21 protein-coding genes and 2 pseudogenes are annotated in these 22050 nt (G+C 70.7%); 11 read left to right on the top strand and 12 right to left on the bottom strand.

What is annotated here, in order from left to right:
• Positions 1–61 precede the first annotated feature (61 nt).
• From AB0M02_RS19505 to AB0M02_RS19480, 6 genes and pseudogenes are all read left to right on the top strand, one after another.
• Positions 62–2236: a SpoIIE family protein phosphatase gene (locus AB0M02_RS19505; protein ID WP_364228554.1), complete on the top strand. Its 2175-nt coding sequence runs from the start codon at positions 62–64 to the stop codon at positions 2234–2236.
• A gap of 86 nt (positions 2237–2322) precedes the next feature.
• Positions 2323–3567, top strand: a complete 1245-nt coding sequence (locus tag AB0M02_RS19500; RefSeq protein ID WP_364228552.1) for a cation:proton antiporter — start codon at positions 2323–2325, stop codon at positions 3565–3567.
• An 84-nt stretch (positions 3568–3651) separates the two neighbouring features.
• Complete coding sequence (locus AB0M02_RS19495; RefSeq protein ID WP_364228550.1) at positions 3652–4428, top strand: VOC family protein; 777 nt, start codon at positions 3652–3654, stop codon at positions 4426–4428.
• Positions 4429–4546: 118 nt separating this feature from the next.
• On the top strand, positions 4547–4783 hold the full coding sequence (locus AB0M02_RS19490) for a helix-turn-helix domain-containing protein (RefSeq protein ID WP_364228549.1): 237 nt from the start codon (positions 4547–4549) through the stop codon (positions 4781–4783).
• 1 nt (position 4784) lies between these two features.
• Positions 4785–4976, top strand: a pseudogene (locus AB0M02_RS19485) (Clp protease N-terminal domain-containing protein); the annotation flags it as partial.
• Positions 4977–5072: 96 nt separating this feature from the next.
• Positions 5073–5393, top strand: coding sequence for a Clp protease N-terminal domain-containing protein (locus AB0M02_RS19480; protein WP_364228955.1), 321 nt, complete (start codon positions 5073–5075; stop codon positions 5391–5393).
• Here AB0M02_RS19480 and AB0M02_RS19475 read toward each other — a convergent pair.
• Positions 5390–5857 carry a GNAT family N-acetyltransferase gene (locus AB0M02_RS19475; RefSeq protein ID WP_364228547.1) on the bottom strand — a complete coding sequence of 156 codons (468 nt, stop codon included), beginning with the start codon at positions 5855–5857 and terminating at the stop codon, positions 5390–5392. The genes AB0M02_RS19480 and AB0M02_RS19475 overlap by 4 nt on opposite strands.
• A gap of 53 nt (positions 5858–5910) precedes the next feature.
• On the opposite strand from AB0M02_RS19475, the gene AB0M02_RS19470 reads away from it, so the two are divergent.
• The 3 genes from AB0M02_RS19470 to AB0M02_RS19460 all read left to right on the top strand — a co-directional run bounded on the left by AB0M02_RS19470 (position 5911) and on the right by AB0M02_RS19460 (position 8884).
• Positions 5911–6351, top strand: coding sequence for a MarR family transcriptional regulator (locus tag AB0M02_RS19470; RefSeq protein ID WP_364228545.1), 441 nt, complete (start codon positions 5911–5913; stop codon positions 6349–6351).
• A gap of 5 nt (positions 6352–6356) precedes the next feature.
• A complete protein-coding gene (locus AB0M02_RS19465) occupies positions 6357–7304 on the top strand; it encodes a pirin family protein (RefSeq protein WP_364228543.1) in 948 nt (315 codons plus the stop codon).
• Positions 7305–7630: 326 nt separating this feature from the next.
• On the top strand, positions 7631–8884 hold the full coding sequence (locus AB0M02_RS19460) for an aminopeptidase (RefSeq protein ID WP_364228541.1): 1254 nt from the start codon (positions 7631–7633) through the stop codon (positions 8882–8884).
• Here AB0M02_RS19460 and AB0M02_RS19455 read toward each other — a convergent pair.
• Entirely contained in the window at positions 8881–9009 is a 129-nt protein-coding gene (locus AB0M02_RS19455; RefSeq protein ID WP_364228539.1) for a hypothetical protein, read from the bottom strand. The genes AB0M02_RS19460 and AB0M02_RS19455 overlap by 4 nt on opposite strands.
• A gap of 98 nt (positions 9010–9107) precedes the next feature.
• Here AB0M02_RS19455 and AB0M02_RS19450 point away from each other — a divergent pair, with 98 nt between their 5' ends.
• Positions 9108–10691 carry a phospholipase D-like domain-containing protein gene (locus AB0M02_RS19450; RefSeq protein ID WP_364228537.1) on the top strand — a complete coding sequence of 528 codons (1584 nt, stop codon included), beginning with the start codon at positions 9108–9110 and terminating at the stop codon, positions 10689–10691.
• Positions 10692–10708: 17 nt separating this feature from the next.
• Here AB0M02_RS19450 and AB0M02_RS19445 read toward each other — a convergent pair whose 3' ends face one another.
• The 5 genes from AB0M02_RS19445 to allB are packed head-to-tail and all read right to left on the bottom strand — an operon-like array spanning position 10709 to position 15810.
• The gene (locus AB0M02_RS19445; protein ID WP_364228535.1) at positions 10709–11302 is read right to left on the bottom strand and encodes a GNAT family N-acetyltransferase; all 594 of its coding nucleotides are present in this window, start codon (positions 11300–11302) and stop codon (positions 10709–10711) included.
• Positions 11302–12381 (bottom strand): methyltransferase domain-containing protein, encoded by a 1080-nt coding sequence (locus AB0M02_RS19440; protein ID WP_364228533.1) that lies wholly within the window; start codon positions 12379–12381, stop codon positions 11302–11304. Before AB0M02_RS19440 ends, AB0M02_RS19445 begins: the two co-directional genes overlap by 1 nt.
• Positions 12382–12407: 26 nt before the next feature.
• Entirely contained in the window at positions 12408–13529 is a 1122-nt protein-coding gene (locus tag AB0M02_RS19435) for a phosphotransferase (protein WP_364228532.1), read from the bottom strand.
• Positions 13526–14497: an allantoicase gene (alc, locus tag AB0M02_RS19430; RefSeq protein ID WP_364228530.1), complete on the bottom strand. Its 972-nt coding sequence runs from the start codon at positions 14495–14497 to the stop codon at positions 13526–13528. The genes AB0M02_RS19435 and alc overlap by 4 nt, the downstream gene beginning before the upstream one ends.
• On the bottom strand, positions 14497–15810 hold the full coding sequence (gene allB, locus AB0M02_RS19425) for an allantoinase AllB (protein WP_364228529.1): 1314 nt from the start codon (positions 15808–15810) through the stop codon (positions 14497–14499). Before allB ends, alc begins: the two co-directional genes overlap by 1 nt.
• Before the next feature lie 106 nt (positions 15811–15916).
• On the opposite strand from allB, the gene AB0M02_RS19420 reads away from it, so the two are divergent.
• Positions 15917–16342, top strand: a complete 426-nt coding sequence (locus AB0M02_RS19420) for a glutaredoxin domain-containing protein (RefSeq protein ID WP_364228527.1) — start codon at positions 15917–15919, stop codon at positions 16340–16342.
• Here the strand turns inward: AB0M02_RS19420 and AB0M02_RS19415 are convergent.
• The 5 genes and pseudogenes from AB0M02_RS19415 to pucL all read right to left on the bottom strand — a co-directional run bounded on the left by AB0M02_RS19415 (position 16288) and on the right by pucL (position 22042).
• Positions 16288–16569, bottom strand: a complete 282-nt coding sequence (locus tag AB0M02_RS19415; protein ID WP_364228525.1) for a hypothetical protein — start codon at positions 16567–16569, stop codon at positions 16288–16290. The genes AB0M02_RS19420 and AB0M02_RS19415 overlap by 55 nt on opposite strands.
• 519 nt (positions 16570–17088) lie before the next feature.
• Entirely contained in the window at positions 17089–18228 is a 1140-nt protein-coding gene (locus tag AB0M02_RS19410) for an aldolase/citrate lyase family protein (protein ID WP_364228523.1), read from the bottom strand.
• An 8-nt stretch (positions 18229–18236) separates the two neighbouring features.
• Positions 18237–19787, bottom strand: a pseudogene (gene aceB / locus AB0M02_RS19405) (malate synthase A); the annotation flags it as partial.
• Between the two features lie 63 nt (positions 19788–19850).
• Positions 19851–21194: an 8-oxoguanine deaminase gene (locus tag AB0M02_RS19400; protein WP_364228521.1), complete on the bottom strand. Its 1344-nt coding sequence runs from the start codon at positions 21192–21194 to the stop codon at positions 19851–19853.
• Positions 21191–22042 (bottom strand): factor-independent urate hydroxylase, encoded by an 852-nt coding sequence (pucL, locus tag AB0M02_RS19395; RefSeq protein ID WP_364228953.1) that lies wholly within the window; start codon positions 22040–22042, stop codon positions 21191–21193. Before pucL ends, AB0M02_RS19400 begins: the two co-directional genes overlap by 4 nt.
• Positions 22043–22050 lie beyond the last annotated feature (8 nt).

Here is a 22050-nt window from a genome sequence, read left to right as displayed (position 1 = left end):
TAATCGGACGGACGACCAATGGGACATCGTACAAACGGACCACTCGGGATAGGCTTTCCGCATGGTCGGCTCGGGAGGGGTCGGTTCGGGTGGGGTCAGCACAGGTGGACTCCACCCGTCTGCGGTCTCGGCGTTGCCCGTGCAGGCGGTCGGGGCTGAACACACCGGCAAGGGCTGCGCGGCGCTGGTGCACGCCTTCGACTGGTCGGCGACCGCGCTGGGCCCGATCACCCGCTGGGATCCCGCTGTCCGGGCCGCCGTCGAGCTGATGCTCGAGTCGCCGGTTCCGATGATGCTCACCTACGGTGACGACTTCGTGGTGCTCTACAACGACGCCTACGCCGAGGTGCTGCACGCTCTGCACCCGACCGCGCTGGGCCGTCCCGCCGCCGAGGCCTTCGGTGAGGCCTGGCGGCAGCCCGGGATGGGCGACCTGATCGCTCGCGTCCACCGGTCCGGCCACGCGGTGCTCGAGCCGGAGAGCCAGGTGCCGATCACCCCGGGCGGGACGGAGCCGGCTTTCTACACCCAGGGCCACTCTGCGGTACGCGACTCGCGCGGCAAGATCGCCGGCGTGCTGACCGTCGCCGCCGAGACCACACAGGTGATCCACCGCCTGCAGAGCCTCGGTGACCTGACCGCGCGACTGGCCGGCGCCCTGACCATCGACGACGTGACCCGGGTCACCCTGCAGTACGCGATGACCTCCTTCGACCTGGATCACTGCGTCTTCGCCGTCGACGACGGCGTCGCGTACCGTTTCGTCCGCCGCATCCGTGGCGAGATGCTGGACGAGGCCGACGAACGTCTCCCACCGGTGTGGCGGCGCGTCAGCGCCGACCCGGAGGCGCCGCTGGTGGCCGCAGCCGAGTCCGGGCGCGCGTCCTTCGTCGCCGACGGCGAGCCACTGCACGCGGTCGCCACCGACCGGCACGAGCGCCGCATCCGTGCCCTGGCCGCGCTGCCGCTGCGCACCGCCTCCGTGCGCGGCGCGCTCACCATGGGCTTCCGTCACGCCCACGTCTGGCTGCCCGCCGAGCGTGCCCTGCTGAAGGCGACCACCGAGCTGGTCGCGCAGGCCGCCGAGCGCGCCCGGCGGTTCGAGGCGCAGCACGGCACCGCCCAGTTGCTGCAGCGCAGCATGCTTCCCGAGCACCTGCCCGAGCTGGACACGTTCCGGATCGCCGCGCGCTACGACGTCGGTGTCGACGGGAACGCGGCCGGCGGCGACTTCTACGACGCGTTCCACCTGGTCGACGGGCGCCTGGCGATGGTGCTCGGCGACGTGGCCGGGCACGACGTGCGGGCGGCCGCCGTGATGGGCCAGGTCCGGGCGGCGCTGCGGGCCATGGCGCTCACCGATCCGGCCCCGCCGAGCGTGCTGGCCGGACTGGACCGGCTGGTCGGTTCGCTGGGTGCCGAGTCGCGCAACGAGGAGATCTTCGTAACCGTGGTGTACGGCGTGCTGGACCCCTCGGACGGCACGATCACGCTGGCCAGCGCCGGTCACCCGCCGCCCGTGCTGCGCCGTGCCGGGCACGGCGGCGAGCCGGCGAGCGCCGAGCTCGTCAAGGTGCCGCCGGGCGCGCCGCTGGGCCTGGGCGGCCGCTGGCAGACCGGCGCGCTGCGGCTGGAGCCGGGCGACACGATCCTGATGTTCAGCGACGGTGTGGTGGAGCGACGCGGCCACCCGCTCAACGACGGGCTCGACGCGCTGGTCGCCGCGGCCGCCGCCTCCAAGAGCGGCGATCCGCGCAACCTGTGCTCGCTGGCCACCGCCGCGGTCCCGGGCACCACCGACGACGACGTCGCGGTGCTGGCCGTGGAGCACGCGCTGGCGATGAGCCGGTCCGCGACCAAGCTGGTGCCGGCCGAGCCGACCGGCCCGAGCCGCGTCCGGCAGTGGATGACCACCCGGCTGCGGGAGTGGTCGGTACCGGAGCCGGTGATCGGCGCGGCGATCCTGTGCACGAGCGAGCTGACCACCAACGCCCTGCTGCACGCCGGCACACCCGCCCAGGTGCACATCGACCTGAACGCGGAACGCCTGCTCGTCTCGGTGGCCGACACCGGCACCCGGGGCAGCGTGATCCGCGCGCAGACCGACACGCTCGCCAGCCGCGGCCGGGGTCTGGGCCTGATCGAGGAACTCAGCGACTCCTGGGGCACCGACCCGACCGTCCGTGGATCAACGGTCTGGTTCGAGATCCTGCTGCCGGGTAATGCGAGGGCATGAGGCCCGGAGTTCTGTTCAACGCCGACGACACACTGATCGACAAGCCGGCACCGGACATCCTGCCGGCCGCCCGGCTCAAGTAGCCGATGCAGCTCTCCGACGTCGTGTTCGCCCTGGTCGGGGTGGGCGCGTTGCTCGCCGGCATCCTGCCCCGGCTGGTCGAGGAACGACCGCTCTCCCTGCCGATCGCCTTCCTGGGGCTGGGCCTGGCCGTCTTCGGTCTGCCGCTCGGCCTGCCGGAGGCCGATCCGCTCACCCACGCGAAGCTCACCGAGCACCTCACCGAGGTCGGCGTGATCGTGGCGCTGATGGGCGCCGGCCTGAAGATCGACCGCCCGTTCGGCCGGCGCCGCTGGGCGTCGACCGGCCGCCTGCTGATCATCGCGATGCCGGTGACCATCGCGGCCACGGCCCTCCTCGGCTGGTGGTGGGCCGGGCTGGTGCCGGCCTCGGCGCTGCTGCTCGGTGCCGCGATGGCGCCGACCGACCCGGTGCTCGCCTCGGACGTGCAGGTCGGCGAGCCGACCGATGAGGAGGACTCGGAGGACGAGGTACGGTTCGCGCTCACCTCGGAGGCCGGGCTCAACGACGGGCTGGCCTTCCCGTTCGTCTACGCCGCGATCGCCATCGCCCAGTACGGCCTCGACCCCGCCGGCTGGTTCGGCGACTGGGTGCTGCAGGACGTCCTCTACAAGGGCGCTGTCGGCCTGATCGGCGGTGTACTCGTCGGACGCCTGCTCGGCAAGCTCTTCTTCCGGGCGAAGCGGGACGAGCTACGGCTCTCCCGGCACTCCGAGGGTTTCCTGGCACTGGCCGCCACGTTCCTGGCGTACGGAGTCGTCGAGGTGTGCGGCGGTTACGGCTTCCTGGCGGTCTTCGTGGCCGCGCGGGCTATCCGGGCCGCCGAGCGCTCGCACGAGTATCACCAGGTCCTGCATGACTTCGCCGAGCAGACCGAGCGGCTTCTCACCGTACTGTTGCTGCTTCTCCTCGGCGGAGCCGTCGTCGGCGGCCTGCTGGCCCCACTCACCTGGCAGGCCGCGATGGCCGGCCTGGTCCTGATCTTCCTGGTCCGCCCGCTGTCCGCTTTCGCCGCACTCCAGGGCGCTCCGGGCAGCACCGCGGAACACTGGGTGATCGCGGCGTTCGGGATCCGTGGCATCGGCTCGTTTTATTACCTTGCGTATGCAATGACGCACGCCGATTTTCCCGACGCCGAGCTCGTCTGGGCGACCGCCGGATTCGTGGTCGTCATCTCCGTGGTGCTGCACGGAATCGCCGCAACCCCCGTGATGCGTCACCTGGATCACTCGACCGCTCACCGTGTGTAGTAGTTTTCTGCTCTAAACCGGACAATGAACCGTGCGGTGGTGACGAAGCGTTATCAGTGTCGTAGAGTGCTCAAGTAACTGGGGATGTCCACAACGGAGCGGCTCATGCGGATCAGAGGCTATGCACCCTTGACACCTTGCTGGGTGGAACTGGCGAGTGCGGACCCCGCACGCGCGTCGTTTTTTTACGGAGAGTTGTTTGGCTGGGATTCGGCGGGTGACCGGTTCAAGCTCGACGGGCGCGCCGTCGCGGGCCTGACCCGCAGCCGGCTCGACCGGCCGGACGGCTGGCTCACGCATCTCAGCACCACCAACCTCGAGGACAGCCTCGAGCAGGTCGCGATGGCCGGCGGCCACTGCCTGAGCCACCCGGCCGAGGCGCACGGCGGCCGTCGCGCGGTGATCGCCGACCCGTCCGGCGCGATCATCGGCCTCTGGCAGGGATACGACTTCGCCGGCGCGCAGGCCGGTGGCGAGCCGGGCACGATGTCGTGGCCGGAGCTGATCACCGACGACCCGCACGGGGCGGCCCGCTTCTACGGGTCCGCGTTCGGCTGGCTGCTGCGGCACGAGTTCGGCAACGGCGAGTGGCTCAATCAGGCGCACGACGCGATCGCCGGGCTGGCGTCGGGTCACCGCGGTGCGTGGTGGCGGGTGGCCTTCCAGGTCGAGGACATCGAGTACGCGGCGTCGCAGTGCGAGCGCCTCGGCGGTGCCGTGATCAGTGAGCCGGCCGAGGCGGGGCTGACCGCGTTCGCCGAGCTCGCCGACCCGTACGGCGCTCGGTTCACGGTGGCGGCTCCGGTGCACCACCCGGTCGAGCTGACGGTGTCCCTCGGCACCCTCCCGGCCTGGGAGTGACCTCCGGCAAATAGCGGCAGAGGCGATGCAGGACCGGCCCGATGGGGCCGGTCCTTCTCTTTGTCCTCTCCGTCAACCGTAGTTGACAGCGGTTGCCCTGTCAACGTACGTTGACAGCATGACCGAAGCGACCGATCTGGCCGCGGCCGCCGGCAGCACCGACCCACGGGTCGGGCTGCGCGCGGTGGTGGCGCTGCGCCGCCTCCTGGAGGGCCTCGAGCATCTCCAGGTCGCCAACGCGCGCAGCAAGGGCTGGTCCTGGCAGGAGATCGCGGACGCCCTCGAGGTGACCCGCCAGGGCGTACACAAGAAGCACGCGAAGCTGATGCCGATGCCGGATCCACGGGAGGGCTGAGATGTTCGAGCGATTCACCAAGGACGCCCGCGCCGTCGTCATCGGCGCGCAGGAGCAGGCCCGCGCTCTCGGGCACGAGACGATCGGCACCGAGCACACCCTGCTCGCCCTGCTCCACGGCGAGAGCGGCGCGGTCCGCGAGGCGCTCCGCGACGCCCGCGTCGACGAGGACTACGTCCGGGCCGCGATCGTCCGGCACGTCGGCGACCGCAGCGAGACCGCCTCCCTCGCCGACCGCGACGCCGAGGACGCCGCGGCGCTCAAGGCGATCGGCATCGACCTGGACGCGGTGCGCGCCGCCATCGAGGAGAACTTCGGGGCCGGCTCGCTGCGCCTGCCCCGCCCGGCGCCCAAGCGGAAGGGCATCTTCGGCCGCTTCGCCGCCGGGACCAACCACACCCCGTTCTCCGCTCGCAACAAGAAGGTGCTGGAGCTGTCCCTGCGCGAGGCGATCCGCCTCAAGCACAACTTCATCGCGCCGGAGCACATCATGCTGGGCGTCCTGCGCGAGGGCCAGGGCCTGGCCGCCCTCATCCTGTCCGAGCGCGAGGTCGACTTCGACGCGGTCCGGGAGAGCCTCACCCACTCCCTGAGCAACCAGGTCCCCTAGAGTCTCAGCCGCATCGCCGGGTCGCTCGTGCGCCGGAAGCCGAGCGACTCGTAGAGCGGTTCACCCGCCGCCGAGGCCCGCAGGTCCACCACACCGGCGCCGCGCGAGCGGAACCAGTCCAGCAGCGCGGTCATGCAGGCCCGGGAGTATCCGCGACGGCGCATGTCCGGGTCGGTCGCGACGCTGAACACGTAACCGGCAAGCCCACCCGGATTGCCCGGACCACCCAGCCGCTCCTCGATGATGCCGACCACGCACGCCGCCAGGCCGGCATCGTCGGGGCGGTCGGCCACGAACGCCGCGAGGACCGGCTCCGGCTCCCCGAGGCGCCGCTCCAGGGACGCCCTGGCCGGCTCTTTCCAGTCGTCGTTCCAGCCGTCGCGGGCGAACGTGCGCAGCATCACTTCACGCAGTCTGACCAGCTCAGCGGCATCCCGCGGCACCGCCTGACGGATCTTCACCATCGCACTCTCTTTCAGATTTGAAGTTTCAGTTTTGAAGGAGTACCGTCTGCCGCATGGCCGAACCGCTCACCGCGACCCAGCTCCAGCACTGGCGCACCTTCATCGAGAGCTCCTGGGCGCTGCACACCCTCCTCGAGGACGAGTTGCGTGCGGACACCGGCCTGAGCATGAACGACTACCACGTCCTGGTCGCCCTCGCCGACGCCCCTGGCCGCCGGATCCGGATGGGTGAGCTGGCGAGCCGCCTGGTTTTCTCACCGAGCCGGGTGACGTACCAGATCAGCTCTATGGTCAAGAGAGGCCTGGTCCGCAAGCAGGCATGTCCCGACGACGGCCGCGGCCAGGAGGCCGTCCTCACCGACGAGGGCCTGGAAGCCCTGCGCGCAGCCGCACCGGCCCATCTGGCCACAGTTCGTAAAAGCTTCATCGACCAGCTCGACGACGACGAGTTGGCCGTCATCGGTCGCGTCTTCGCGCGCATCAGGAAGGTGTGAGAGCCATGCCAGCCATCACCGTCGACGACGTCCTCGTGCTGCCGCGCCTGCCCCGGCTCGACCCGATGACCGACTTCCGCCCGGTCCACCGTCTCACCACCGCACCGCAGGGCTATGAGGGCGAGGGCTTCCCCGTCCGGCGCGCCTTCGCCGGTGTGCCGATCCCGGAGCTCGACCCGTTCATCCACCTGGACCAGATGGGCGAGGTCGACTACGCGCCGGGCGAGCCCAAGGGCACACCGTGGCACCCGCACCGCGGCTTCGAGACCGTCACCTACATGATCGACGGCATCATGGACCACCAGGACTCCCTGGGCGGCGGCGGTTCGATCACCAACAGCGACACGCAGTGGATGACCGCCGGCTCCGGCATCCTGCACATCGAGGCGCCGCCCGAGCACCTGGTCACCTCCGGCGGCCTCTTCCACGGCCTCCAGCTCTGGGTGAACCTGCCGCGGGCCGCAAAGATGCTCGACCCGAAATATCAGGACATCCGGGGAAAGTCCGCCGCTCTGCTGACCACGCCGGACGGCGGCGCGCTGATCCGCGTCATCGCCGGTGAGATCGCCGGCCACGAGGGCCCCGGCTCCACGTTCACCCCGATCAACCTGGCCCACGTGACGCTCCAGCCCGGCGCCCGCCTGGACCTGCCGTGGCAGCCGGATTACAACGCTCTCGTCTACACCCTCGCCGGCGAGGGCTGGGCCGGCACCGACATGCGCCCGATCCGCCTGGGCCAGCTCGCCACCCACGGCCCCGGCGACGCCATCCGCGTCGAGGCCAAGACCGAACTCGACCTCTTCATCATGGGCGGCCGCCCGATCCGCGAGCCGGTCGCGCACTACGGCCCCTTCGTCATGAACACCCGCGAGGAGCTGAAGCAGGCCTTCGAGGACTTCCAGAAGGGCCGCCTCGGCGTCATCCCCGCCACCCGCCTCCCCCACACCGACTGACGGGGGTCGCTCCAGGCGGCTTTCTCACCCAAACCTCTTCGATACGGGTGACCGGAGTCCCAGGAGCGACCACGCAGTCCCCGAGAGTCAGCGCGACCAGCTGCAACACCGGGCCGCCCGGCGACCTACGGCGCCGTGCGGTGGGTCACCGGCCCGGCCGCCGGAGCGGTGAGCGGGCAGCTCCGCCCGGCGGGCGCGGCAGTGGCGTGACCGTGCGGGGCGGTCGCGCTGACTCGGCGGGGCTTGCCATCTCGCGTACCTCCGCAGAGAAAGCGCAAGCGACGACGGCCCGGGCCGATGCCGGAAGAGTAGGCAACGGCGGCCCGATGCTGGGGGTTGAACAGGATGACCGGCGGGAGCGTCCGGGTCATAGGGTGGCGGGCATGGACCGGATAGAGCGTTTTGCGGATGTTGTGGTTCGTGCGGGGGTCAATCTGCAGCCTGGTCAGGGGGTCGTGCTGCATACCGACACCGCGCATCTCGAGATCGCCCGGGCGGTGGTGGAAGCGGCCTATGCGGCCGGGGCCGGCTGGGTGGAGCCGGTGTGGACGGACGGGCCGATGCGGCGGTCGGCGGTCGACCATGCGGAGCTGGAGACGTTGCGGGGCAGCCGGGGGTGGGCGCTGCAGCGGATTCAGGAGTGGCGGGAGCAGGGGGCGGCTTCGATCACGCTGATCGGGGACGCTGATCCGCATCTGCTGGACGGTGCTGATCCGGCCAAGGCCGCGGCCGTTCCGGTCGAGGAGGTCAGGGCGCGGCGGGCGGCGATCATGAGCGGGATGCGCTGGACCGCGGTGGGTGCGCCGAACCCCGGCTGGGCGAATCAGGTGTTCGGGGAGCCGGATGTGGAGCGGCTCTGGGAGGCGGTGGGTGTCGCCATGCGTCTTGACGAGCCGGATCCGGCCGCGGCCTGGCGGGAGCGGAGCGAGACGCTCGCGGCTCGCGGTGCGGAGCTGGACGCGCTGGAGCTCACCGAGATCCGGTATCAGGGTGGCGGCACCGATCTGACCGTCGGGCTGATCCCGGGATGTCACTGGACCGGTGGCGGGATGGTCGACGCACAGGGCATCGCCTATATGCCGAACATCCCGACCGAGGAGGTGTTCACCAGCCCGGACCGGCGGCGCGCGGAAGGCGTGATCCGGCTGACCAAACCGCTCGTGCTCAACGGGCGGCTGGTCGAGGGACTGCGGGTGGAGTTCGCGGGTGGGCGGATCGTCAAGGTGTCCGCCGACGCGGGTGCGGAGGCGGTGGAGGCTCAGCTGGATTCCGACCCGGGCGCCCGGTTCCTGGGTGAGGTCTCCCTCGTGGACCGGGACAGCCGGATCGCCCGTGCCGGAATCGTGTTCCACAACATGCTCTTCGACGAGAACGCCGGGTGTCACGTGGCGTGGGGTCAGAGTTTCCCGTTCGCGGTGGCGGGCGGGATCGGGATGAGCGAGTCGGAGCGTACCGACCTGGGGCTGAACACCTCGACCGTGCACACCGACGTGGTGATCGGCGGGGACGGTTTGACCGTTACCGGCACCGGCCCGAAGGGCACCGTCGAGATCATCCGGGACGACGAATGGGTTCTCTAACCCATCATCAGCATTGCCGTGGTGCCCAGAAGCACCAGTAGCAGGACCGCGATCAGCAGGCCCTTCTCGGCGGAGTCGGTAGCGGTCTCGGGTACGGGGGTCGAAACCAGCGGCTCGCTGCTCATGGATCCACTCCTCCGCGGGATCGGGGGTCTCCGCTCCGGGTGCGAGCGGCGGTCGGGAGGCTTACGGTGAGGGCGTCGTCGACCTCGAAGGGGTTGCAGTGCCGCCGCAGGAATGGCTTCTCACGACCGCCGAACGCGGCAACCCGGACACCTCCATACCCACATGGAACTACGGAAACACGGCTGAGCCACTTATTCACGGGCAAAATTACTTCGATCGGTTAGTGACCGAAGTTGAACAGCTCGAGTCGGGTGATCACCTGTTCTTCACCGACTGGCGGGGCGACCCGGACGAGCGGTTGCGGGATCACGGTCCGGCGATCGCCGAGCTGTTCGCCGCGGCGGCCAAGCGTGGTGTGGTGGTGAAGGGCCTGCTGTGGCGCTCCCATCTGGACAGACTGGCGTACAGCGAGGAGGAGAACCGCAACCTCAGCGACGACATCGAGGCGGCCGGCGGCGAGGTGCTGCTCGACCAGCGGGTCCGGCGGGGCGGGTCGCACCACCAGAAGCTGGTCGTGCTGCGGCATCCGGGACGTCCGGAACGGGACATCGCCTTCGCCGGCGGGATCGATCTCTGCCACAGCCGGCGAGACAGCGCCGAGCACCACGGCGACCGGCAGGCCGTGCAGATGGCGAAGGCGTACGGGCCGAACCCGCCCTGGCACGACGTCCAGCTGGCACTGCGGGGCCCGGTGGTCGGCGCCCTCGACACGTCGTTCCGGGAGCGGTGGAACGACCCGGTCCCGCTCGATCAGCACGGCCCCGTCTCCACGCTCACCGACAAGCTCCGGCACGAGGACATGCGGGCCGACCGGCTCCCGGAGCAGCCACCGGACCCACCCGAGTGCGGCTTGATGACCGTCCAGGTCCTGCGCACCTACCCCGCGATGCGCCCGCCGTACGGCTTCGCGAAGCTGGGTGAACGCACCGTGGCCCGCGGATACACCAAGGCGATCAAGCGGGCCCGGCGGATCGTCTACCTGGAGGACCAGTACCTGTGGTCGACCGAGGTGGCGCAGCTGTTCGCCGAGGCGATGCGCGAGAACCCGGAGCTGCACCTGGTGGCCGTCGTCCCGCGGCACCCGGACGTGGACGGCAGGTTCGCGCTGCCGCCCAACCAGGTCGGCCGGGAGAAGGCCATCGAGCTGTGCCGCAGGGCCGCCTCCGACCGGGTGCACGTCTTCGACCTGGAGAACTCCGAGGGCACGCCGATCTACGTGCACGCCAAGGTCTGCGTGATCGACGACGTCTGGAGCAGTGTCGGCAGCGACAACTTCAACCGTCGCTCGTGGACACACGACAGCGAGCTGTCCTGCGCGGTCCTCGACGAGACGCGCGACGAGCGCGAGCCGGTGGATCCGGCCGGGCTGGGTGACGGCGCCCGCCGGTTCGCCCGCGAGCTGCGGCTGGCGCTGACACGCGAGCACCTGGACCGGGCCGACGGCGACGACGAGGACCTGCTGGACCCGGAGTCGGCGATCGAGGCGATGACGGCCGCCGCCGACCGGCTGCGGGACTGGCACGACGGCGGGCGCACCGGGCCTCGACCGCCGGGGCGGCTGGTCCACCACGAGACGAACCGGCTGCCGTGGATGCAGCGGTTGTGGGCGGTTCCGGCGTACCGGCTGGTCTACGACCCGGATGGCCGGCCGTGGCGGGACCGCCGAGCCGGGACCTGGTGACTCCTCCCCACGAACCCTCAGAAATCGACGCGCATCACCGCGCGCCGCGGCGTCGGCCGGCTCACCTCGGTGAACCCCGCCTCCAGGAAGATCTTGTGGCTGCCGACGTAGAGCTCACCCCACGAGTACTCCTGGCCGGACCTCGTGACGATCGGATATCCCTCCAGGGCGCGGGCGCCGCGGGCATGCGCGAAGGAGATCGCGGCGGTGGCGAGCGCCCGGCTGACGCCGCGGCGCCGATAGCCGGTCCGGGTGACGAAGCAGGTCACGGCCCAGACCCCGGCATCGGTACGACGTTCGTCACGCCCCGCCCACGGAACCCGCGCTGTTCCGAGTCGCGGGTAGACGGTCCGTGACTCCACCGCGCACCAGCCGGCCGGGTCGTCCCCCACGTACGCCACCAGCCCACTCGTGGACGGCGCCGCCGGATCGTCACAGCCGGTCTGCTCGTGCAGCCGCCGGGCACGCTCCTCGACCGGAACGGTCCGCCACTCCGCTGCCGTGATCTTGAACCACTGGCACTGGCAGCGGGCCGGCTCACCCCTGGTCCCGAAGATCGCCCGCAGATCGTCCCAGGACGCCGCGTTGGCCGGCCTCACCGAGATGTCCATCACCGGAGTTTAGTCAGGGCCCAGGTGCGGGGCGCCAGGATCGGACCGTCGAGTGCCAGTCCGACTCGCCACGCCCGGATCGGTGGGCGGCCCAGGGACCACCAGCGGTCGACCAGCGCGGTCGCCACCGCCGTGTACCGCTCGGCGGACCCGCCCGAGGCGAGGATCGCGCCGTCGGGCAGCACCACCGCGCCGGCGGCGCCGCTGTCGTCGAGCAGCGCCAGGAAGCTCTGCTCACGCCCGGGTATCGAGGCGTGGGTGGCGCGGTTGTGCCAGGCGCCGGCCGCGTACCAGAGGTCGCGGTACGCGTACGCCTCCAGGGCGGTGCCCCACCGGGCCGGCGCGGTCTCGGCCAGTCCGCCGAGCGCGGGCGCGGGCGGTGGGTGGCTGTGCTGGTGCCGGGAGGCGAGCGGCCCGGCGGCGGTCATGAACCCGGCCGGGCAGACGACCGAGGCGGTGACGGGATCGGGCCGGACGACCAGGACCGGGTGGGTGCCGGCATGTTCGACCGGCGCGACGATCAGCCCGCCCGGTTCGAGCCGGTCGAGCCAGTGCGGGGAGACGCCGGCCACGCCGACGGTCACGATGATCCGGTCGTAGCGCCCGTCGACGCCTCCGGTGTATCCGTCGGCGTGCTCTACGCGTACCCCATCGATGCCTGCCCGGGCCAGCGCCGCGCGCGCCCGGTCCGCGACGTCCTCCTGAACGTCCACCGTGGTCACCTCCGCGCCGAGGGTGGCCATCAGCGCCGCGTTGTAACCCGTCCCGGCGCCGATCTCGAGAACCCGGTGGCCGGGACGCACGTCGAGCGCCTCGATCATGACGGCCATCAGCGAGGGCTGACTGGACGAGCTGATCGGCACGTCGCCGTTCATCTTGGTGACCAGCACGTCGTTGCTGTAGACGGTGGGCAGGAACTCGGGGTCGGCGGGCAGCACCAGCCGGCCGTCACGCCGGTGGAAGCCGTCCGGGACGAAGACCTCGCGGGGCACGGCGGCGAACGCGGCGGCCAGCGCTGGTGACAGCGCGACGCCGTCGTACCGGATCTGGTCGAGGTAGTGCCGGCGGGCGTCCTCCATGCCTGCCACCGTACGAATTATCCGGGTCAGGGACCAGCGGTCTCGACCGCGGCGGCGAGGCGCTCGGGCACGTCGCCGGCGTGGTAGGGCCATTCGGAGGGTTCGATCCGGGAGAGGAATCCGGCGTACGCGGCGGCCTGTTCCAGCGCGGCGACCGGCCGCAGCAGGTCAACCGCACGCAGCGCGTCGGTGCCGGGCCAGCGTGCGGCCCAGTCACGCAGCACCGCGGGGTCGTCGCTGAGCCGCAGCACGTCGAGGGCGGGATTGCCGACGCACGAGTCTCCCCAGTCGACGATGACCGGGCCGGTGCGCGCGTTGCCACTGTGGAAGTCACCGTGCACAAGCGTGTCGGGGAGACCGCACGCGGCCACGTCGGCGAGCCGGTCCGGCAGTCCGTAGATCAGGTTTGACAAACCCGACATATCGCTTATAAACGGCTTGGCCACGTCGATGAGCCGGTCAACCGAGAGTCGCCGGTCCGGCACCCCGGCCGCGAGAAGCTCATCAACACGGCCGGCAAAGTGTTCCTGCACCGGGTGGAAGGCCGCGGCGATCTCGTCGCAGATCTCCGGACCCGCGCCGTAGAGGTCGTCTCCCGGCACGTGAGCGAGCAGCATCCGGCCGGCGTCACCGGCGGCCAGCACGTACGGCACCAGGCCGGGCGCGACGTTGTCGACGAGACGCAGCACGGCGGGCTCGTGCCGGAAGAAGGAGGGGACCTGCTTGAGCCACGCGGCCGGGGTGCCGTCCGGCGCGTCGAGGCGCCAGATCGCGGACAGGTTCCAGGTGCGCTGCTGATGCGCGGTGGTGCCGGTGACGCCGATCCGGTCCAGGGCCCCCGCCGCCCACGCCAGCGACGCGGCCGGGCCGCCCACCTCGGCGTACGGGGCGCGGTGCGGGTGCGGTGCCAGGTCGGCTCCGGCCGGGATCAGGCCCTCCGGGCGGGTGTCCGTCTCGGCGAGGTAGGTGATGTGGCCGCCGTGCGGGTGCGGCCGGTCGGCGTGCAGCAGGCGCAGCACGGTGACGCCGGTGGCCGCGACGATCTCCGCGACCTCCTGCCACCAGGGTGTCGAGACGGGGAACGGCGGCAGCGCCCCGAGCAGGGTGCCCGCCGGGTCCACCAGAACCAGGGAGACGGTACGGGTCACCGCCGCATCCCAGAGCGGTCAGCGCGCCCGAGCAGGCGCAGCCGGGCCATGCCGCCGTCCGGGAAGATGTCCAGCCGCACGTGGGTCACCTCGGGCGCCTTCGTCACCCGGAACCGGTGCGGCGTGTCCGGGCGCAGCGCGACCCGTGGCAGCAGCTCGAACCAGTTCCCGGCGTCGCGGCGCTCGTCCATGCCGGTCAGCGTGGCGGCGCCCGGCGCGTTGCCCTTGAAGTGGCTGGTGTCCAGGTCGGCGAAGCGGATTCGGGCCGGAGCGGCCAGGCGCACCACCACCCAGTCGTTGCCGTCGTCGCGGCGGCGCGAGGTCTCCCACCCGTCGCCCATGTTCTGCGCGAGCCCGGGCATCAGCATCCGCTGCGGGTGGCCGTAGAACATGTTGCTGCAGTCGGTGACGGTCGCGCCGTACTCCGCGGCGGCCACGTCGAAGACCTTCGGCAGTAGTTCGGGGTCGGGCATCGGCTCGCCGTGCACCCGCAGCCTGGCCACACCGCCGTCCGGGAAGATCCGCAAACGGACGTGGGTCCAGCGGCGGCGGTCGGACACCGCGAAGAGGTTGCCGCTGTCGCCCTTCAGCGACGAGCGCGGCACAATCTCCACCCACTCCGCTGCCGCGAGTTCGGCCGGGCCGGGATAACCGGGTACCTCGACGGCCTCGACCGACGCGTGCGGCGGATAGTTGCCGGTGAAGAACGCGGTGTCGACGTCCACGCCGTGGATCACACCGGGTGCGCCGAGCCGGACGATCGCGAAGTCGTGGCCGGGCTCGCGACGCCGCCGTGTCTCCCAGCCGTCGTAGACCTGTCCCTTGTGGTCGAACGTCTTCGGTGCATGGCCCGGCGGGTGCGGCAGGACGAGGTGGTCGGCGGCGGCGAAGAACTCGTCGTTCGCGGACACGACGCCTCCGCCGAACGCCCGTGACGCGAGATCCGGCAGCGCCGTGAAGTCACCCATCAGTTCTCCCCTCGGCTCAGGAACGTCCCGCCCGGCTGGTCACCGGTCACCCGCCTGCCGCGCAGCCAGGTCGTGCGGACCACACCCTTCAAGACCTTTCCGGCGTACGGCGTGACCGCGTTCTTGTGGTGCAGCGCGTGCGGATCGACGGTGAACTCCTGACCGGGCTCGAAGGCCACCAGATCCGCGTCGGCGCCCACCGCGATCCGCCCCTTTCCGCGCAGCCCCACCAGATCGGCGGGCCGGCGCGCCATCCAGTCCACCACGTCGGCGAGGCTGTGTCCCCGTTCCCGGGCAGCGGTCCAGATCACCGGCAGGCCCAGCTGCACCGAGGCGATACCGCCCCAGGCCGCCGCGAAGTCACCGGTGTCGCGCCGCTTCAGCTCCGGGGTGCACGGCGAGTGGTCGCTCACCACGCAGGTGATCAGGCCGTCGGCGAGGGCGGACCAGAGCAGGTCGGCGTTCGCGCTGTCCCGGATCGGCGGGCAGCACTTGAACTCGGTGGCGCCGTCCGGGATCTCGGCGGCGTCCAGGGTCAGGTAGTGCGGGCAGGTCTCGGCGGTCACGCGTACGCCGTCGGCGCGGGCCTGCGCGATCAGCGGCAGCGCGGAGGCCGCGGAGAGATGCAGGATGTGCACGCGACGGCCGGCGGCGCGGGCGACGGCGATCGCGGTGGCCACCGCGGCGTGCTCGGCGTCGGCCGGGCGGGAGGCGAGGAAGTCGGCGTACGCCGCGGAGCTCTCCGCGGCGTGCAGGTGGTACGGATCCTCGGCGTGCACCACGAACAGCGCGTCGGCCGCGTTCATGGCCTGCGCCAGCTGGGTCGGGTCGACCGGCGGGAACTCGGGCACGCCGGAGTCGGCGAGGAACGCCTTGAAGCCGAACACCCCGGCGGCGTGCAGCTCGGGCAGGTCGTCGGCGTTACCGGGGATCGCGCCGCCCCAGAACCCGACGTCCACGTGGCACTGCCCGCTCGCGGCGGCCTGCTTGGTCTTGAGCGCCGCCGCGTTCACCGTCGGCGGCAGGCTGTTCAGCGGCATGTCGACGATCGTGGTCACCCCGCCGGCGGCCGCCGCACGGGTCGCGGAGGCGAAGCCCTCCCACTCGGTCCGCCCCGGCTCGTTGACGTGCACGTGGGTGTCGACCAGGCCGGGCAGCAACGCGGTGTCACCGAGATCGACGTCCTCGGCGGCACCGACCGGTTGGGTGTACTCGTGGAGCGCCACGATCCGCCCGTCCTCGACGGCGACCGCCGCCGCCCGCTCGCCGTCGAGAGTCACTGTCCGCCGCGACCGCACCACCAGATCAACCATGGGGCGACCCTATCGACGGTTTGTTTCACAGGGTTTGTTTCAATGGGCGCCCATCCGCCCGGGCGGGGATATCGCTACCCGGGGTAGCGGAGTACCGTACCGCTCCATGGTGCGACGGTGGAGGCTGGCGTTGCTGACGGTGCTCTGCGGGGCACTGATCGCAGCGGTCAAGATCGGCGACGACTCCCCCGGAGCCGCCGCCCTGCTCATGCTGATCTTCCTGGGCCTCGCGTTCGTCGTGTCACCGCAGCTCTTCCCCCGTTCGGAGACCGCCGCCGAGGCCCAGTCGGACGGTCGCCCGGTGGTCTACTGGCGGCCCGGCTGCCCGTTCTGCATCCGCCTGCGCGCCCGCCTCGGCCCGGAGGCGGGCCGCCTGCACTGGGTGGACATCTGGGACGACCCGGAGGGCGCCGCGGCCGTCCGCGCCATTACCGGCGGTGACGAAACGGTGCCCACCGTGGTCCTCGGCGGCCAGGGTTACGTCAATCCCGATCCGGCCTGGGTACGCGAACAGGTCGCACCCGTCTCCTGATTCTGGGTCCACCCCACGAACCGTTCGAACAGCTCGGCCGGAGTCCGCCGCGGCAGGTCCACCACGGCCCGGTCCAGGTTGCCCCACATGTACATGGCCAGCGACACCCGGTCGGCGCCGTCGGCCGCCAGGTCCGCCCGCGCCGGCGCGCACGGCCACGCGTGCCCGCAGGCTCGGCAGTGCCAGGTTGGCCGCTGCCAGGTGTGCTCATTTCCGATGTACCGCACCACACGCCTTCCGTCAGGTCCCCGGGGGTAGTACTCGCGCGGGCGCCCAACAGTTCGAGATCGACTCCTGTCCGGCACCTGATTGCCAGAGAGCACCGGCAAGATAACGGTCTGTCCACTTCAACCGGACGGCAACCACTCAACACCACTTCGTCCCGTGTGGAGTTGCGGTTCACAGAACGGCCAAACTCCACACCCAACCGCCTCAACACCCCTTCGTGTGGAGTAGCGGTTCACAGAACAGCCAAACTCCACACACAACGGGCTCAACACCACTCCGTGGGGAGTTGCGGTTCGCAGAACGACCAAACTCCACACGCAACCGCCTCAACACCACTTCGTGGGGAGTTGCGGTTCGTGGGACGGCCAAACTCCACACACAACGGGCTCAACACCGCCCCGTGTGGAGTTGCGGTTCGCGGGACGGCCGAACTCCACACACAACGGGCTCAACACCACTTCGTGGGGAGTTGCGGTTCGTGGGAGGGCCGAACTCCACACGCGGGGTTGGCGGTGGGGTTATCGCGTCAGGGTTGTCAGTTGCTCGCGGGGGAAGCCGGCGTCGGTCAGGGCGCCGCAGTCCAGGCCGCGCAACAGATAACCCGCCAGGGCCCGGGCCGTGGCCGGCTCGTCGGCGATGCCGCTGTCCTGGCGGTCGAGGTAGCGGCGCAGGCGGTCAGCCGCGGCGTCCCGGCCGTCGCGGAAGAACGCGTAGGTGGCGGCGTAGCGCGTGGGCAGCTGCGCCGGGTGCAGATCCCAGCCCTGGTAGAACCCTCGTTCCAGCGAGCGCCGGACCAACCGGTGGTGCAGGTCCCAGGCGGCGCGGACGTGTGCCGGGTCGCCGACCGGCAGGACGTTGGTGGAGCCGTCGGAGAGGCGCACGCCGGTCTGCGCGGCCGCGGCCTGCATGACGGCCTTGGCGTAGTCGGCTGCCGGGTGCTCCATCGACTGGCACGCGGCGGCCACACCGGCGGCGGCACTGTAGTCATAGGTGCCGTAGTGCAGGCCCGTGCACCGCCCGCCGGCCGCCGTGATGAGGCGGGCGACGGTCGCCGTGCCGTCGGCGGCGAGTACTGCCGAGGGCAGCTCGACCTGGATCTCGAAGGTCATCGAGCCGGTGCTCAGCGCGTACGCTCGCTCCAGCTTTTCACAGAGGGTGACCATCGTCGTGACCTGATCGGGACCGCTGACCTTGGGCAACGTGATCGTGAAACGATCTTGAAAGAGCTCGAGGAAGAGGTCGAGTGTGCGCAGTGAACGGCGCCGGGTGGCCGCTTCGAGTGATTTGATCCGGACACCGACGAACGGTGGGCGAGGGCCGTCGGCCAGGATCGCGGCGGCCTTGCGGACCGCCGCGTCCTCCTGCTCGTCGTCGCGCACGCCGTAACCGTCCTCGAAGTCGACCCGCAGGTCCTCGATCGGCTCGGTGGCGAGTTTGGCCCGGACAGCCGGGTCGGGCCAGGGAAAGTCATGCTCATCCATGGTCCGCAGCGCGATCTCGCCCCAGTCGCGGAAGCCGTCGAGGCGGTCGGCGGGGATGTAGACGGTGTGCACAGGTTGCCGCCCGGCGCGCTCCCCCGGATAGCGGGACCGGAGGAACGCGTCGTGGGCGGCGAGAAGCCCGTCGATCTCGGCATGGTCGTGATCGGACAGGCGCATGGGGCTCCTCAGTCGATCGAGTCGTAGGCGGCGCTGGTCAGGAAGTCCGCGAAGTCGTCGGCCAGGGCGACCCGCTCGAACAGCTTGCGGGCGTCGTCGAACCGGCCGGAGGTCCACGCTTCGTCACCGAGCGACTCGCGGATCCGCGCGAGCTCCTCGTCCTCGATGCGGCCGACGAGTTCGGCCGTGATCGGGGTGCCGTCGGGCAGCTTCACGCTGTTGTGGATCCACTGCCAGATCTGCGAGCGGGAGATCTCGGCGGTCGCCGCGTCCTCCATCAGGTTGTGGATGGCCACCGCGCCGTTGCCGCGCAGCCAGGCCTCCAGGTAGCGCAGCGCCACGTCGACGTTGTTGCGCAGGCCGGGCTCGGTGACGTTGGCGGCCAGGCTCGACACGTTCAGCAGGTCGTGTGCCTCGACCGCGACGTCCGGGCGCTGCCGGTCCAGCTGGTTCGGCCGGTCGCCGAGCACCCGGTCGAAGATCTCCTGGCAGACCGGGACCAGGTCCGGGTGCGCCACCCAGGAACCGTCGAAGCCGTCGCCGGCCTCGCGCTCCTTGTCCTCGCGGACCTTGGCCAGGGCCACCTCGTTGACCTGCGGGTCGCGGCGGCTGGGGATGAACGCGGCCATGCCGCCCATCGCGAAGGCGCCGCGGCGGTGGCAGGTGGAGACGAGCAGTTCGGTGTACGCGCGCATGAACGGCGCCGTCATCGTGACCGACGCCCGGTCCGGCAGGATCATGTTCGGGTTGTCGCGGAAGTACTTGATGATGCTGAACAGGTAGTCCCAGCGGCCGGCGTTCAACCCGGAGATGTGCGGCCGGAGCGCGTGGAGGATCTCCTCCATCTCGAACGCGGCCGGGATCGTCTCGATGAGCACGGTGGCGCGGATCGTGCCGACCGGGATCCTGAGCGTCTCCTGCGCGTACGTGAAGACGTCGTTCCAGAGCGCCGCCTCTTTGTGCGACTCCATCTTGGGCAGGTAGAAGTACGGGCCGCTGCCACGTTCGAGCAGCTCGCGCGCGTTGTGGAAGAAGTAGAGCCCGAAGTCGACCAGGGCGCCGACGGCCGGTTCGCCGTCCACCGGCAGATGCCGCTCGTCCAGGTGCCAGCCGCGCGGGCGCATCACGATCGTCGGGTACGGGCCGCCGCTGAGCTCGTACCTCTTGGTGGGGGTCTCCAGAGAGATCGTGCGGCGGATCGCGTCGTGCAGGTTGCGCTGGCCGTCGACGACGTTCTCCCAGTGCGGGGTGTTCGCGTCCTCCAGATCGGCCAACCACACCTTGGCGCCGGAGTTGAGCGCGTTGATCGTCATCTTCCGCTCGGTCGGCCCGGTGATCTCCACCCGGCGATCGCGCAGGTCCGCGGGGGCGGGCGGGGCCGACCACTCGGCCGCGCGGATGTCCGCCGTCTCCGCGAGGAAGCCGAGCGTGGCGCCGGAGGCGATCTCGGCGCGGCGGGCGGCACGGGCGGCGAGAAGCTCGTTACGCCGCGGCCGGAATCGCCGGTTCAGGTCGGCGACGAACGCCACGGCCTCGTCGGACAGGATCTCGGTCATCGTTGACGGTTCCTCTCGGTGTGGTTACTCCCCCGTACCGTAGTCGTGCATTATTCATGACCCCCTCTATGCCGTCTTCAGGAGGCGGCGGTGCGCTCGCCGCGCCTCGCTGGTCAGCGTCTCCTCGTCGGCGTTGACCAGCTCGCCCCGCTCGACGACCGGCCTGCCGCCGACCAGGGCCAGTTCGACGCGGGCCGGCGGGCCGAACACCAGGGCGGCGACCCTGTCGTCGATGCCCTCGTGGCCGAGACCGTCGAGGCGCCACAGCACCAGGTCGGCGAGCTTGCCCACCTCGATCGAGCCGAGATGGTCCTGCCGGCCCAGCAGACGGGCGCCGCCGATCGTGCCCAGGCGCAGCGCCTCGCGGGCGTTCATCGCCTTCGGGCCGCCGCGCTGCCGTGCGGTGTAGAGGGCCTGCCGGAGCTCCGCGCCGAGGTGCGAGACCTCCTGGGAGGCGGCGCCGTCGACACCGAGGCCGACGGGTACGCGATGGTCGAGCAACTCGCGGACCCGGGCGGCGCCGGTGCCGAGGCGGGCGTTCGAGCTGGGGCAGTGGGCCACGCCCGTACCGGTGGCGCCGAGGCGGGCGATCGCGGCGTCGTCGAGGTGGACGCCGTGCGCGAGCCAGACGTCGTCGCCGAGCCAGCCGACGCGGTCCGCGTACTCGACCGGGGTGCAGCCGAACTGCTTGAGGCAGAACTCCTCCTCGTCGTCGGTCTCGGCGAGGTGGGTGTGCAGGCGGACGCCCTTGCGCCGGGCCAGGACCGCGGCCTCCTCCATCAGGCGGGTGGTGACCGAGAACGGCGAGCAGGGCGCGACGGCGATCTGGAGCATCGCGTCCGGCGACGGGTCGTGCCAGCGGTCGACGGCGGCCTCGGTGGCGGCCAGGGCCTCGTCGGTCTCCTCGACCAGGTGGTCGGGCGGCAGTCCGCCGTCCTTGCGACTCAGGTCCATGGAGCCTCGGGTGGGGTGGAACCGGAGGCCGATCCTCTGGGCGGCGCGGATCTCGGCCTCCAGGACGTCGCCGCCGTCACGCGGAAAGACGTAGTGGTGGTCCATCGAGGTGGTGCAGCCGGAGAGCGCCAGCCAGCCCAGGCCCGCACCCGCCGCCGCGCCGACGATCTCGGCGTCCAGCCTTCCCCAGATCGGATACAGCGTGGTCAGCCAGCCGAAGAGGGTCTCGTCGAGGGCGAGCCCTCTCGTCGCCCACTGGTAGAGGTGGTGGTGGGTGTTGATCAACCCCGGAGTCAGCAGGCACCCAGCGCCGTCGACTTTATCCGCTTTATCCGGATATTTGCCGTTACCTACTGCGGCGATGCGGCCGTCGTCGCCGATCACCACGTGACCGTTGGGGTATTCGGTGCCGGCCTCGTCGACGGTCGCGATCGCGACGTTCTCGATGACGATCACAGCCACCACTCCGCGATTGCCGCCGGTGCGTCGTCCCTGGTCACGGTGCCTTCGATGAGGCCGTAGGGCCGGTCGCCGGCGATGAAGACCTCGTTGTCGTTGGTCTCGCCGAAGCTCGACAGGTCGACGAGGTAGTGGTGTTTGTTCGGCAGGGCCAGTCTGATTTCGACGATGTCGGGCTGATCGGCGAGAACGTTCTGCCCCATGGCGTAGAGCGTCTGCTGGAGTGAGAAGCTATAAGTTCCAATAAATGCGCTTTTAAGAGCTTCAAGGCTTTTATCGTACGATTTAAGCCAGTCTTTCTCGATGTTCAGGTGCCGCCACCTCGCGTCCACAGCGGTCGCCAGGATCCTGTCAGTCGTCTCCGGCAGGGTCGTGTACTCGTCGCGCACGAACCCGTGGAACTCCGAGTCGGTGGAGTTGAGCAGGACCAGCCCCGTCACACCCGACACCACCTGCGCGGCGTCCTCGGTCACGGTCACCAATGCCGTACGCGTGAAGTCGCCCCGCTTCTGGAACGAGTGCGGGCCGAGCCGCTCCCACGCGAACGACTCGATCGACACCGTGGCGCTGCGCACCTGCGACTGGGTGCCGACGAAGTGCCGGCCGAGGAGCAGCGCGAACGCCTCCGGCTCGACGGGGCCGTGCTTCTTGGCGAACGCGTACACCGTGTTCTTCATCGTGTCGGTGGGCAGGACGCCGGAGTTGTCGCCGGTCAGGTGCGTGGCGGTCAGGTCACCGGCGAGCGCGACGCTGACGTTGAAGTCCACGAGACCGTGCGTGTCGCCGTCGCGGGACACCCGGACCAGCCGGGTCTCCGCCTTGCCGTAACGGTTCGGTCCGAGCACGATCGCCA

It is taken from the genome of Actinoplanes sp. NPDC051861 (assembly GCF_040681145.1).
Classification (GTDB): domain Bacteria; phylum Actinomycetota; class Actinomycetes; order Mycobacteriales; family Micromonosporaceae; genus Actinoplanes.
The sequence above is the reverse complement of the archived record's forward strand: the minus strand, read 5'-3'. Positions and strand labels throughout refer to the sequence as shown.

Coding starts and splice junctions, on each gene's coding strand:
- AB0M02_RS19505 (WP_364228554.1), top strand. CDS start 62: ATGGTCGGCTCGGGAGGGGTCGGTTCGGGTGGGGTCAGCACAGGTGGA.
- AB0M02_RS19500 (WP_364228552.1), top strand. CDS start 2,323: ATGCAGCTCTCCGACGTCGTGTTCGCCCTGGTCGGGGTGGGCGCGTTG.
- AB0M02_RS19495 (WP_364228550.1), top strand. CDS start 3,652: ATGTCCACAACGGAGCGGCTCATGCGGATCAGAGGCTATGCACCCTTG.
- AB0M02_RS19490 (WP_364228549.1), top strand. CDS start 4,547: ATGACCGAAGCGACCGATCTGGCCGCGGCCGCCGGCAGCACCGACCCA.
- AB0M02_RS19475 (WP_364228547.1), bottom strand. CDS start 5,857: ATGGTGAAGATCCGTCAGGCGGTGCCGCGGGATGCCGCTGAGCTGGTC.
- AB0M02_RS19470 (WP_364228545.1), top strand. CDS start 5,911: ATGGCCGAACCGCTCACCGCGACCCAGCTCCAGCACTGGCGCACCTTC.
- AB0M02_RS19465 (WP_364228543.1), top strand. CDS start 6,357: ATGCCAGCCATCACCGTCGACGACGTCCTCGTGCTGCCGCGCCTGCCC.
- AB0M02_RS19460 (WP_364228541.1), top strand. CDS start 7,631: ATGCTGGGGGTTGAACAGGATGACCGGCGGGAGCGTCCGGGTCATAGG.
- AB0M02_RS19455 (WP_364228539.1), bottom strand. CDS start 9,009: ATGAGCAGCGAGCCGCTGGTTTCGACCCCCGTACCCGAGACCGCTACC.
- AB0M02_RS19445 (WP_364228535.1), bottom strand. CDS start 11,302: ATGGACATCTCGGTGAGGCCGGCCAACGCGGCGTCCTGGGACGATCTG.
- AB0M02_RS19440 (WP_364228533.1), bottom strand. CDS start 12,381: ATGGAGGACGCCCGCCGGCACTACCTCGACCAGATCCGGTACGACGGC.
- alc (WP_364228530.1), bottom strand. CDS start 14,497: ATGGGTGACTTCACGGCGCTGCCGGATCTCGCGTCACGGGCGTTCGGC.
- allB (WP_364228529.1), bottom strand. CDS start 15,810: ATGGTTGATCTGGTGGTGCGGTCGCGGCGGACAGTGACTCTCGACGGC.
- AB0M02_RS19420 (WP_364228527.1), top strand. CDS start 15,917: ATGGTGCGACGGTGGAGGCTGGCGTTGCTGACGGTGCTCTGCGGGGCA.
- AB0M02_RS19410 (WP_364228523.1), bottom strand. CDS start 18,228: ATGCGCCTGTCCGATCACGACCATGCCGAGATCGACGGGCTTCTCGCC.